Genomic DNA, 12,989 nt, shown 5'->3' with positions numbered 1-12,989 from the left:
GTGAACGCCGTTGGTATGCTTGCCGTGCAGAGGGAAACCTCCGTTTGTATCTTAGGAACACTCTATGAACTTAATCACTCATCATGTTTATCGAAGTTGGCTTCAATTGAATCACTTGCTGCTGGCAAATCCATTCCTTTCTCCCAAATTAGAACATTGTCATCTGACGTTCCGATATATAATGCTTTAATCTCTGTGTCATCACCATATTTTTCTCGATATAAGTGATTTTCCATTTCACCAAACGTGTTATACGTATTTTGAAGATCCATATCGAATTTCGACTTTGTTTTGATGAGTGGGCGTAAAGGCGTTATATAAAAATTTCCGTTCTCATCCATAACAAATTTTGCGCGATCTAAGCCATAACCATCTGTTAATTTAAAATGATAAGTGATTCTACCATCTGATAATTTGCTTACTTCGGAAATTTCAACAACGTTAGAAGATACTTTCATTACATCCCATTGAAATAGCACCATACCACCAATTATGACAACGGACAGTAGTGATGCACCGATTAAGCCTTTGATAAACGCCTTAAATTTGGTGCGATGCCATGATACGGCTATACCTTTTAAAGCATTACTATCATTATAATTCTGTTCAACAACTTCTTCAGGCAAGTTGATATTTACTTTGATTGAGTCTAATTCTAATTGGCAATTAGGGCATTTTGCAAGATGTTCTTCAACCATTGCGGTACTTTCATTACTACACACTTTGTCATAATACAATGGCAACAAATCGGTAATAATTTCACACGATATATTCCTCATGATACTATTCCTCCTTTAGTCGGTCTTGCACTTTTCGTTTAGCTCGATGGAATGTAACTCTTGACCAACTTTCTGTTTTTCCAAATATCTGGCTTATTTGAGCGAAGGACAGTTCTCCAAAAACTCTTAAAGTAAACACTTCTTTATAAGGTTCCTCTAAGCCATGTAGCACCTGATGTATACGGTAAGCTTCTTCTTTAATCAATAGCGATTCTTCGATACAGTTCTCGCTTGCTGTTTCAGTTGTATCATGGGTTGTAAACCGCTTTTGTTTATCGAGATAGGAGAAGTATGTATTTTTGGCGATTTGGCAAAGCCATACATTGATTTTACAGTTACCTTTAAATTGATGAATACTTTTCAAAGCTTTAAAAAATGTTTCCTGTGTAATCTCTTCAGCGACGGTAGGATCTCTGCTTAACGACAACACAAACCTGTATATATCTTTAAAATAGTGATCGTATATATGCTCGAAATCCGTCATATTCCCACCTCCCTTATATATAAGACATTCTTTAGGAACATTCGTTACAACTTTTCCACACAAAATATAAATAATTATTGTTACATAGTGACATGAGATGTTTTTCATGATACAATATCTTTAAGTTGAGAGTTATAAATTAGAGGTAATTAGTAATTTGATTGAAATCGCCACACAATATATCAATAACAAATTGAGAATCCATTGGAGGAATTAATAATGACTGATTTAAAAGTGACTGAATTAAAAGGAATACATCACGTAACCGCAATTACAAGTAGTGCAGAGAAGAACTATGAATTTTTCACATATGTTCTAGGAATGCGTTTAGTTAAGAAAACCGTGAACCAAGATGATATTCAAACATATCATTTATTTTTTGCAGATGACGAAGGTAGTGCAGGTACAGATATGACTTTCTTCGATTTCCCGGGTATTGCCAAAGGCGTACATGGTACGAATGAGATTTCAAAAACATCTTTCCGAGTACCGAGTGATGCAGCGTTAGATTATTGGGTGCAACGTTTTGATCGACTTGAAGTGAAACATACTGGATTGAAAGAACAATTCGGCACCAAGACGCTTTCCTTTGTAGATTTCGATGATCAACAATATCAATTGATTTCAGATGAAAATAATACAGGTGTTGCTGCAGGTACGCCATGGAAAAAAGGACCTGTCCCATTAGAATATGCTATTACTGGGTTAGGACCTATCCATATTCGGATCGCTAATTTCGATAACCTTAAAGAAATATTGGAGAAAGTTCTATTATTCAAAGAAATCGATACATCAGGATCATATCATTTATTTGAAGTAGGCGAAGGTGGGAATGGTGCGCAAGTCGTTGTGGAGCATAATGCCGTTCTTCCTCAAGCTCGACAAGGATTTGGAACAGTTCATCATACGGCATTCCGCGTGGAAGACCGTTCGGTGTTAGATGAATGGACTTCGCGGTTGGAGAATTTCGGATTTCAAACTTCGGGTTATGTTGACCGTCACTTTTTCGAGTCATTGTACGCGCGAGTTGCACCACAAATTCTATTTGAGTTCGCAACGGATGGTCCAGGATTTATGGGAGACGAGCCTTATGAAACGCTCGGGGAGAAATTATCGTTACCTCCATTCTTAGAATCGAAGCGGGAGCAAATCGAGCAATTGGTTCGTCCGATTGACACAGTTAGAAGCACGATAGAATTCGATAAACAATAAAGGAGAATAAAATCTATTAGGAATAGAAGTAAGGAGGGGATAAATCCCCTCCTTTTACTTGCGTGAAATGATAGGTAACTTTAAGTTTACTTAATCCGTTTACCAAGTAGAATAAGTAACCAAATGAGACCTGCACCTAGAATGGTATGACCCAGTCCAGCGATATGTGGCAAGAAGCTGATATCATCACCGTTAATTTGCAGTATGCCGCGAGTAGCCATGGCGCCAATCGTCATCAGTAAACCAATATTATAGACAATGTACCACGGACCAAAGGATTTAGCTTCGTGCACATGAAATATCTTGGCTAGGATTAGTGTAATGATAAAAAAGAAGAAACCTAACACTAGAATGTGGGTATGAAGTGCAACAAATACAGTTTCTCCACTGAAATCATTGTGTTTTGTAATTTCGCGATAAGCAATGCCAGCTAATAAACCAAGAACTACATAGAAAAAGGAAGTATAATATAGCTTTTTCAAAATTAATCGCTCCTTTAAAATTGTCTTGAATGGATAACCCAAGTATAGCAAGCAAGTATGAACGCAATATGAATGGAACATTACAAAAATATAGTTAGTCAATAACCTATTTTTGAAGTTGCACATATAACCTGCCAAATACATATGGATAATGGACTAGGTTTTTGAATAAGGAGGATAACATTAATGTATGGAAGTATTTACAATAACACAACACCCATATATAGACAAAGAGTTACTAAGCAACAAGCACAAGAAATCGCCCTGAAACATGTGCCCGGACAAATTCTTCATGTCGATATGGTTTTAGAACATGGAGTATTAGTGTTTGAAGTAGAGGTAATGGCGAAGAATGGAAGAGTATTAAAAATTGAAGAAGATGATATTGATTAAATATTATTTAGATTAAAACCAGGTTAACCAGTAGCGGTTAACTTGGTTTTTTGCCGTCTTTGTGGCCGTATATTTTCGATGAAGGTACATATGAGAATTTTCAATAATGATAGGAGAATTTTCTATTCTTTGACGATGTATCAGATGATAACATCATGTATGTAATAACAGTATTAACCAAGAAAAGGGGCGTGTCTCTAAATGAAAAAGGCTTTAAAGGTTATTCCATTCTTGCTTGTCGTAATGATGCTAGTAGCAGTCGTCTCAGCATGTGGTAACAGTAGTAAGGTTGAAGTGGGGATCGTATTGCCAACGAAAGATGAGCCTAGATGGGTTCAAGATGAGCAAAGATTTAAAGATGCTCTGAAGGATACGAAATACACATCAGAAATATTATTCAGCCAAGGATCTTCTGCCAAGGAAAAGGAAAATGTAGATGCTCTGATTGCTAAAGGAATCAAAGTACTAATCATTTGCCCTCAAGATGGTGATGCCGCCGCGAGTGCTGTAAAAGCAGCTAAAGATGCAGGTATTAAGGTCATTTCCTATGACCGCCTGATCACGAACACAGATGCTATTAACTACTATGTTACTTTTGATAGCGTTGCAGTTGGTAAAGCGCAAGGTCAATACTTAGTAGATCATGCAAAAGGTAACGGTCAGCCATTATACTTGTATGCTGGTGCAGCATCTGATAACAACGCATTCTTGTTCTTTGAAGGTGCTTGGTCCGTTCTGCAACCTAAAATCGCTGACGGCACATTCAAAGTCGCTAACTCCAGCGAAGCTATTATGTTGCAAGATACTGCCGAGTTGTCCCGTGAACAACAAAGTAAAATTATTAGCCAGGTTACCACAAACTGGGAGCCGGGTGATGCTAAAAACAAGGCCCAAACACACTTAACAGCCGCCTCAGCCGATCAAAAAGGTGATGTTGCCATTCTGGCTCCAAATGATGGAACTGCCCGTGCGATCGCAGACGTATTCGGTTCAGATACCGCTGTTACTCACTATGTAGTGTCAGGGCAAGATGCTGAAAAAGCATCAGTTCAATACATTATTGATGATAAACAATCGATGACAGTATTCAAAGATGTTCGTAGTCTAGTTAAAGATTCAATTGGAATGGCAGTCTCCATTTTGGAAGGTAAAACGCCTGAGACAACTGGCGTTTATGATAACGGAAAAGTTGAAGTGCAAGCGAAACAAACCGATGTTATCGTAGTCGACAAGGACAACGTTAAAGCCGCACTCATTGATTCCAAGTATTACGAAGAAAAAGAATTCACGGGTCTATAATCGCATATAAACATAGTTTGGACGGTTGAGTGATAGATATGTCTATCACTCAACCGTTATTCTACGACTTGTTTTGTTAAGGAGCGTAATCTAATTATGAATCCATACATTTTAGAAATGGATAATATTTCAAAGGAATTTACCGGCGTAAAAGCGCTATCCAATGTTAATTTCAAGGTGAATAAAGGCGAAATTCATTGTTTGATTGGTGAGAATGGTGCTGGGAAATCAACTTTAATGAAAGTCCTTAGTGGCGTATATCCTTACGGAAATTACTCTGGAGATATCGTATATGAAGGCAAGGTTCAAAGCTTCTCAAGAATTAGCGATAGTGTAAAAACAGGTATTGCAATTATTTATCAAGAGCTTGCGTTGTTTCCTGACCTTCCTGTATATGAGAATATTTTCGCAGGGAACGAAGTGAAAAAAGGCGCATTGGTTAATTGGAATCAAACGATTGTGAAGGCAAAAGAATTGCTTCACAAAGTGAAGTTAGATATTAACCCTGAAGTTCTGATCAAGGATCTAGGTGTAGGTCAGCAGCAACTTGTGGAGATCGCTAAAGCGTTGAGTAAAGATGTGAAACTACTCATTCTAGATGAACCGACAGCCGCGCTTAACGAAAATGATAGTGAAAACCTTCTCGAACTGCTAAGAGAACTGAAAGCTCAAGGAATAACTTGTATTATGATCTCTCATAAGCTGAAAGAAGTCATCGCAATTGCGGATCAAATCACTGTTCTTAGAGATGGTCGAACCATTTGTACGTTAGATGCTTCAAAGAATGAAATCTCTGAAAATATCATTATTAAAAATATGGTCGGACGTGAAATTGATGATATCTATCCAAAAGGAACGGATAAACAATTCGGTGGCAACGTGCTTGAGATCCAAAATTGGTCAGCATTTGATCCTAATCTAGGTCGAGAAGTCGTAAAGAACGTTAATCTCCATGTGAAAAAAGGGGAAATCGTCGGTATTGCTGGGCTGATGGGCTCAGGACGTACAGAATTGGCCCTAAGTATATTTGGTAATCCGAAAGCTTATAAATTAAGTGGAGAATTATTAATGGACGATGCAAAAAAGTCATTCAAGAACCCAAAAGAGGCGATCAAGGCTGGAATCGCTTATGTGACGGAAGATCGCAAAGGTGACGGCTTATTCTTGATTCAGGATATAAAACAAAATATAACGGTTGCCAACCTAGAGGGTATTTCGTCTAAAGGGATTATTAATATGAATGAAGAAGTGAAGATATCCAACGCATACCAAGAGTCATTAAACATCAAGGCTCCTTCAGTGGAACAACTGGTCGGTAATTTAAGTGGAGGGAATCAGCAGAAAGTATCTTTGGGCAAATGGTTATTCGTTAATCCAAGATTGCTTATTCTGGACGAACCTACGCGAGGAATTGATGTGGGTGCTAAATTTGAAATTTATACCATTATGAATAAGCTGATTAGCGAAGGTATGAGTATTATTATGATTTCATCTGAGCTTAGTGAAGTATTAGGAATGAGTGACCGCATCTATGTCATGGCCGAGGGGCGAATAAAAGGAGAATTGTCCATTGAAGATGCGGATCAAGAAAAAATTATGAAGCTTGCAACGCAATAGGAGGAAAACCGGTGAAAATACTTAAGGAAGCTAAATCGTTAATAGGAGTCAACATTCGGGATTATGGGATGTATATTGCTTTATTTGTCATCATGCTGACTTTCTCGATCTTGACGGACGGACTGTTTATGTCATCTCGAAATATTAGTAACTTGATTGATGCTACGGGATATATTGCTGTATTAGCCGTTGGGATGACGCTAGTTATTGTCATTCGGCATATCGATTTATCCGTTGGATTTGCTGCAGGATTCATGGGCGCTATTGCAGCTATCCTTCTAACACAGCTAGGGGTTCCATTTCTCATAACGATTCCAATCATATTGGTGCTAGGAATTGTCGTGGGTATGTTCAACGGTTTCTTAGTTGCTCAAATGGGGATTCCTTCATTTGTGGCATCTTTAGCGGGTATGTTGATTTTTAGAGGAGCTTTACTACGAGTAACTGAAAAAACAGGAACAATCATCGTAAAGGATGAGCATTTCAACGCAATTGGTAATGGATTCATCCCGGCGATTGCAAAGATAGGTCAATTGAATTTGCTGTCTCTAATTGTTGGCGCACTAATTATCGTTCTATTTATCTACTTTGAAGTCTCAAAGCGTAACAACAAACTGAAATACAATTTTGAAGTCATTTCTAAAAGTATGTTTGCAATAAAGGTCATATTCATCTCTGCTATTATTGGATACATCACTTGGATTCTAGCGGGTTATAATGGATTCTCTTGGACGGTCATTATTGTATTGTTCGTTGTTGTCATATATCATTTTTTGACGACATCAACTGTTATTGGACGGCATATTTATGCTGTCGGAAGTAATCCAGAGGCCGCAAATTTAAGTGGGATTAGCGTTAAGAAAATTACGTATATTGTGTTTGGATCAATGGGATTGCTATCAGCGCTCTCAGGTATCCTGTTCACTGCTCGCATGGCATCGGCTACAACGACTGCAGGTACGTTATTCGAACTTGATGCGATTGCAGCTGCTTACGTTGGCGGTGTATCCGCTGCTGGTGGAGTAGGTAAAGTCACGGGTTCCATTATCGGGGCCATTGTCATGGCATCCCTTTCTAGTGGTATGAATTTACTCGGGGTTGGAATATCGTACCAATATATGATCCGCGGTGGTGTATTGGCTGGGGCTGTCATATTCGATGTTATGACACGTAAACAGAGATCAAAAAAGTAAATACCCAGTCATTATTAATAATACGCCAAAGTGCTTAGTAACAGCTCTCTGGCGTATTTTTGCGTGCCTATATTGTATTATCCATTATTACAGATGCTGGTTCTGGAGTAGGAAACCATACTTCAATCCTCTAGAACATCTCTGTCAGGCAATTGAATGACGTAGCTATCAGATAATTGTAGAAGTTCAAGGGCACGATTGAATTCATACTCTGTAGCATGTGATCTTTCGTCGCCGTCTTTATATAAGGTATGATGCTGTCCGTCATCAAAACCGCTGCCGGATAAGAATAATTCTTCGTTGTTCACGAATGAACCCGTTGGTAAATAATAACGTTGGGGTAGTAAATTATAAGATGTTTGATTCAATATATCTTGTCCAAAGTGAATATGATCATCAAGTGAAATACCTAATAAATTCAACACAGTGGGCATAATATCAACCTGACCGCCTAATTGTTCCATCACCGTTGCATTCGTAACCCCATTTGATGAAATGATCAACGGAATATTAATCAACTCGCGTTCTGAATATGGATGGCCAAGCATCTCTTCCATTAATACTTGATCAACTTCATCCAGGGAAAAGATAGGAAGTCCCCGATGATCTCCATACAATACGACTAAGCTGTTATCCCATACACCATTATGTTTAAGTTCTTCAATAAAGAGGCCAAGGGCATAATCAGCATAATTCTGAGCGCGCATATATTCACCAACGAACGTTCCTTCGAATCGCTCTGGGAGTGTCATATGGTATTTATCCTCCGGAATAGTGAATGGATTGTGAGCTGACATGGAGATGACATGCGAATAGAATGGTTGGTCATCCTGATCCATTCTTGCAAGTTCGGCAGCAGTCTCCTCATAAAGCACTTCATCAGATGCACCGTAGAATAAGGTATCATCAAGACCAAAGTAAGCTTTATCATAGTATCGATCAAATCCCAAGGCACTGTACAGTTCCCCACGGTTCCAAAAATCAACTTCATTAGTATGAAATGTCGCGGTGTCATAGCCTTGCCCTTGTAATATCTTCGGTAAGCTCGGGAGCTCCTTAGGGGCATATATTTGTGTAGCTGCACCATCCGGTGGTACATAGAATGAAGTATTTACTATAAATTCAGCGTCAGAGGTATTTCCTTGTCCAACCTGCTGGTAGAAATGAGGGAAATAGTAACTGCTTCCCGCTAATTGATTCATATTGGGTGTTATTTCTTGTCCATCAATCGATAGATTTACTAAGAAGTTCTGAAAAGACTCCATTTGAATCATAATAAGGTTCTTACCTTCAGCAGCTCCGAACAAGATCGGATCAACAGGGGATTGAATTCCCTTCTTATGATCAATAACTGATTGCGTAATGTTACGAATATCAATAGGTTCAACATCTTTAGTAGCCAGTAATGAGTATGCTTCATAATTGAGAATCCCCATTTGTTCAGCTTTTATAGTCTCATTCATACTTGCACGATTAGGGAAAATACTCAAAGAACATAAGAGAATGGATAGACAGAATAAAATAGTAATGACTTTACGGTTCGCTTTAACGGACATGGATCTTTTCCAATGTAGCGCCTTCTGACGTTTCAGCATAACAAAACTAATGATAATGATGTCCATAAACATAAGCATATATTGTGGTTGAATCACTGAGAAGACACTTTTTTTCACAGCACCTATTTGTTTGGCTTGATCTAATACTTGAGAGGTAGCGATAATACCAAAATGATTGTGATATAGAATCAAGGAAAAGAATAGGGTGGTAATGAATAGATCGACGAACATATAGATTGCAATTTTCTTCTTCGATGCGAACCATTCAATTAAACAAAATACGAGTAAAACAAAAGGGAGTTCTTTCAGAAGTATACTCCATGAGGGTCCATCCTCGAATAGGAAATACCAAGTGAAATAACTCTTTACTAACATAATAAGAGAGAAAAATAGTATGGACTTTTTACTAGTTATTCGTGATAGATTAAACGACATTAATACCGCGCATCCTTTTCGTTAAGATTACTTTATTCTAGTACTAGATATGCTGGAAATCAACTAGACGTAATGGAATGAGTACTATGTTTAGTGAAATATCAGATTCAGGTGAACCCGGAATTATCGATTCAATAGGTTTGATTATGGTGACCCCTGAGAGGAGTGTAGTCATATTTTGGTGTGGAAGCCTAAGTCCCTCTTGTATATCGGATCGCTTTCATGAATAAGAGGCGTAAGTACAATCATGATCGTTGAGGAATACATTTAATAGTTATATAGAGATGTTGCGATTCGGATATCTGGATAATCCCACTAATTACCACACAATGCTAATCTTAAGTGTTGAGGAGGGTCTATTATATGAACTATGACAATACGCGATATAGATCAATTTCAGATTGTTCATGCTCCGGCACTTTAAGCTGCAATGGGACATCACGTAAGACTGGTGTGACAGGAGCAACAGGCGCAACGGGAGCGACAGGCGCAACAGGAGCAACAGGAGCAACGGGAGCGACGGGTGCAACGGGTGCAACGGGTGCAACGGGAGCAACGGGTGCAACAGGAGTAACAGGAGCAACAGGAGCAACAGGTGAAACAGGCGCAACAGGAGTAACGGGTGCAACAGGAGCAACAGGAGTAACGGGAGCGACGGGTGCAACAGGAGCAACAGGAGCAACAGGAGCAACAGGCGCAACAGGAGCAACAGGAGCAACAGGAGCAACAGGAGCAACAGGATCAACAGGCGAAACAGGCGCAACAGGCGAAACAGGCGCAACAGGCGAAACAGGCGCAACAGGAGCAACAGGAGCAACAGGAGCAACAGGAGCAACAGGCGCAACGGGTGCAACAGGCGCAACGGGTGCAACAGGAGCAACGGGAGCGACGGGTGCAACAGGAGTGACAGGTGAAACAGGAGCAACAGGTGTGACAGGAGCAACAGGTGAAACAGGCGCAACAGGAGTAACGGGAGCAACAGGAGTAACGGGAGCAACAGGAGCAACAGGTGAAACAGGAGCAACAGGAGTGACAGGCGCAACGGGTGCAACGGGAGCGACAGGAGCAACGGGTGCAACGGGAGCGACAGGAGCAACGGGTGCAACGGGAGCGACAGGAGCAACGGGTGCAACAGGAGTGACAGGCGCAACGGGCGTGACAGGAGTAACAGGAGTGACAGGAGTAACAGGAGCGACAGGAGTAACAGGAGCGACAGGAGCAACAGGAGCAACAGGAGTGACAGGAGTAACGGGTGTAACAGGAGTAACGGGAGCGACGGGTGCAACAGGGGTAACGGGAGCAACAGGAGTGACAGGCGCAACGGGCGTGACAGGAGTAACGGGTGTAACAGGAGCAACAGGGCCGAACTTTGCTGCACAAGGATTTTCGGCATTTTTATCTAATTTGACGTTGTCCGCGAGTGGGCAACTTATAAATTGGTCTATAGCTAATCCCTATTATGGTAACCCTAATTTTAATCAGGCTACGGGGAATTATACAATTCCGTTTACAGGAAGGTATTCAATTGCAGCAACAATAAATTATTCCACTACTGCGGCAATTGGTATTTCTCTAGGGGCGGGAGTTAATCCCTTTTTTCTAGTACAGAGAACATCGCCTACAGTTACCAATTTGATAAATGGACTCCTTCCTATTCTAAATGTAAGTATTACTCTTTTAACGCTAAGAGCAGTTTTAGGGAATGGTACAGTAACTTTGGCGGGAGAGGTGAGCTTATCAGCAGGAGATATTATTGGACTTTTCTATAATGCGAACGGGTTGACAATCGCACTTAACATAGGAAACGGAGCTACGAATGGAGTTGTTTGGTCGGTGCATGAATTAACTTGAACGTTGCTGTGGGGAGCAATTATTGAGATTGAACTAAATGCTCAATCGATACTCGAAATAAATGCGGATAATGTTTAACCAAGTACTTGAATGAAACATTTACTATAGGTATAACGCTGAATAGACTGTTGGATAGAAAGGAGTGAGGAGCTGAGAAGGAGGCGGTGTTCAAGAAAAGAAGTGTTATTATTAATGACTATTCTAATTGTATATTCATCCAATATGCAGAGAAATCAACGGAAGGCCAAATGGTTGAAAAAGAAAAGATGTTCTAAACATCAAAGGCGTAGAAAGAGTAGATATACTCCCATCTTCCCATCCCCACCGAGATATTGTCGAAGGAAACGATCAAAACAAAGAGTATTACCAATCTGTCATTGTGTAGACCCTGTAGTCCCTTGGAAACGACCTTCTAATCTCATTGTGGAAAAAGAATGTTGCGGAAATATATCTATTGAAGGGAATCAGATGGGATTCCAAATATGGGAGAATGATGTGAACTCCAATATGACGGTGGCACAGCTTAGCGTCTATTCTAATCCAGTAAGTACGGATAATTTAGAAGTAGAGATCATTGGTGCAAACAGGAGAAAACTGTATATACCACCGGGAAATACGAATAATTATGTAGGTCAAGGTATTAAATCTATAGTAGTTCCTACCCAGGGAAGTAAATCTACATTTATTGAAGCTAAGTATACGATTTCAACTACTCTGCAATTACCTAATCAAACTTTAGCTGTAAATGAACAATAAGAAAGGTGGTTCTTCAGTATATAGAAGAACCACTCTACTTTAAAAGATATAAAAGTTTGAGTTACATTAGATCCTTCAGAAAGACGTCGTAGCCGTTATAGCTTGTTCTATAAGTTATAACGTACTGTGATACAAAATTCCCCTTGTGCTGCCGCTGTTGAAGTTATTGAAATGGTATCAAAACGAGCGACAGTAAATGTTGAGCTGCCTCCTGCTGGGATTATAAATGTTTTGATAACAGTCCCATTATTGGATATGTTTACTGTTAGGACAGGAGTTCCGACTTCATACTTAATATATCCTGTACCGCTGATGGACGGTGATACATTGTCGGTATACAGGATTTGGGTGGCTGCAGCTGCTAGTTGCCAATTCGTACATACTTTATCTTGGACAATGATCTTGTCTGGGCAACAGCTGAGTGGTGTTACACACATATGTTTATCCCTCCTAAGGTATTGAAACAGTCCAATGAGCTCAATCCTTCATACTAGACTGGGTACCGGGTAGTGATGCAGAATTCACCTTGGTAGGTCCCTGCTGTAGCGGCTGGTAATGTTATCTGTATAGCATTGAAGCGGCGGTACGTAAAGGCGAGACTTGTTCCCGGTGCAATAATGAAAGGTGCAGTATTAATCGGTGCACCTGCACTATCAAGAAAATCTAATTGTATGTCTGCTGGGCCGATGTCATATTGCAAGTATCCTGTTCCAACAATGTTCTGGTTTATGTTATTGGTGTAGACGGTAATTAAGACATCAGCGGCTACAACTGTACCACTCCACGGTGTACACACTTTATCTTGAACAAAGTTCTTTTCTGGACAACAACTTAAAGTTGACCCACTACTACTGCAACATGCCATAGTTATATACCTCCTAGATATATGATTTCAAACTATATAATGCACATTGGAGGCTGCTTGCTTGGAC

Annotated in this window: 13 protein-coding genes; 7 read left to right on the top strand and 6 right to left on the bottom strand. The window is 39.9% G+C overall.

What is annotated here, in order from left to right; all coding sequences use genetic code 11:
• Window positions 1-74 precede the first annotated feature (74 nt).
• Complete coding sequence (locus AC1TO8_RS20105; protein ID WP_482057401.1) at window positions 75-779, bottom strand: zf-HC2 domain-containing protein; 705 nt, start codon at window positions 777-779, stop codon at window positions 75-77.
• Between the two features lie 4 nt (window positions 780-783).
• Window positions 784-1,263 (bottom strand): RNA polymerase sigma factor, encoded by a 480-nt coding sequence (locus AC1TO8_RS20100; protein ID WP_482057400.1) that lies wholly within the window; start codon window positions 1,261-1,263, stop codon window positions 784-786.
• A 234-nt stretch (window positions 1,264-1,497) separates the two neighbouring features.
• Here AC1TO8_RS20100 and AC1TO8_RS20095 point away from each other — a divergent pair, with 234 nt between their 5' ends.
• Window positions 1,498-2,475 carry a ring-cleaving dioxygenase gene (locus AC1TO8_RS20095; RefSeq protein ID WP_482057434.1) on the top strand — a complete coding sequence of 326 codons (978 nt, stop codon included), beginning with the start codon at window positions 1,498-1,500 and terminating at the stop codon, window positions 2,473-2,475.
• Window positions 2,476-2,561: 86 nt separating this feature from the next.
• Here the strand turns inward: AC1TO8_RS20095 and AC1TO8_RS20090 are convergent, their stop codons facing one another.
• Window positions 2,562-2,957: a DUF2871 domain-containing protein gene (locus tag AC1TO8_RS20090; protein ID WP_482057399.1), complete on the bottom strand. Its 396-nt coding sequence runs from the start codon at window positions 2,955-2,957 to the stop codon at window positions 2,562-2,564.
• A gap of 186 nt (window positions 2,958-3,143) precedes the next feature.
• On the opposite strand from AC1TO8_RS20090, the gene AC1TO8_RS20085 reads away from it, so the two are divergent.
• The 4 genes from AC1TO8_RS20085 (at window position 3,144) to AC1TO8_RS20070 (ending at window position 7,459) form a co-directional block, all read left to right on the top strand.
• A complete protein-coding gene (locus tag AC1TO8_RS20085) occupies window positions 3,144-3,350 on the top strand; it encodes a PepSY domain-containing protein (RefSeq protein WP_482057398.1) in 207 nt (68 codons plus the stop codon).
• A 201-nt stretch (window positions 3,351-3,551) separates the two neighbouring features.
• A complete protein-coding gene (locus AC1TO8_RS20080) occupies window positions 3,552-4,649 on the top strand; it encodes a sugar ABC transporter substrate-binding protein (RefSeq protein WP_482057397.1) in 1,098 nt (365 codons plus the stop codon).
• Between the two features lie 96 nt (window positions 4,650-4,745).
• Entirely contained in the window at window positions 4,746-6,266 is a 1,521-nt protein-coding gene (locus AC1TO8_RS20075; RefSeq protein WP_482057396.1) for an ATP-binding cassette domain-containing protein, read from the top strand.
• A gap of 68 nt (window positions 6,267-6,334) precedes the next feature.
• On the top strand, window positions 6,335-7,459 hold the full coding sequence (locus AC1TO8_RS20070) for a sugar ABC transporter permease (RefSeq protein ID WP_482057433.1): 1,125 nt from the start codon (window positions 6,335-6,337) through the stop codon (window positions 7,457-7,459).
• Window positions 7,460-7,581: 122 nt separating this feature from the next.
• On the opposite strand, the gene AC1TO8_RS20065 is transcribed toward AC1TO8_RS20070, so the two are convergent.
• On the bottom strand, window positions 7,582-9,390 hold the full coding sequence (locus AC1TO8_RS20065) for an LTA synthase family protein (protein ID WP_482057395.1): 1,809 nt from the start codon (window positions 9,388-9,390) through the stop codon (window positions 7,582-7,584).
• A 423-nt stretch (window positions 9,391-9,813) separates the two neighbouring features.
• Between AC1TO8_RS20065 and AC1TO8_RS20060 the strand changes: the two genes are divergently transcribed.
• Window positions 9,814-11,301: a hypothetical protein gene (locus AC1TO8_RS20060; RefSeq protein WP_482057394.1), complete on the top strand. Its 1,488-nt coding sequence runs from the start codon at window positions 9,814-9,816 to the stop codon at window positions 11,299-11,301.
• 222 nt (window positions 11,302-11,523) lie between these two features.
• Window positions 11,524-12,057, top strand: a complete 534-nt coding sequence (locus AC1TO8_RS20055; RefSeq protein WP_482057432.1) for an S-Ena type endospore appendage — start codon at window positions 11,524-11,526, stop codon at window positions 12,055-12,057.
• Between the two features lie 107 nt (window positions 12,058-12,164).
• On the opposite strand, the gene AC1TO8_RS20050 is transcribed toward AC1TO8_RS20055, so the two are convergent.
• Both AC1TO8_RS20050 and AC1TO8_RS20045 read right to left on the bottom strand, forming a co-directional pair.
• Window positions 12,165-12,494 (bottom strand): DUF3992 domain-containing protein, encoded by a 330-nt coding sequence (locus AC1TO8_RS20050; RefSeq protein WP_482057393.1) that lies wholly within the window; start codon window positions 12,492-12,494, stop codon window positions 12,165-12,167.
• A gap of 53 nt (window positions 12,495-12,547) precedes the next feature.
• Entirely contained in the window at window positions 12,548-12,922 is a 375-nt protein-coding gene (locus AC1TO8_RS20045) for a DUF3992 domain-containing protein (protein WP_482057392.1), read from the bottom strand.
• Window positions 12,923-12,989: the final 67 nt, after the last annotated feature.

The organism is Paenibacillus sp. Y859 (assembly GCF_056786405.1).
This window is presented reverse-complemented; position numbering and strand designations above follow the sequence as displayed.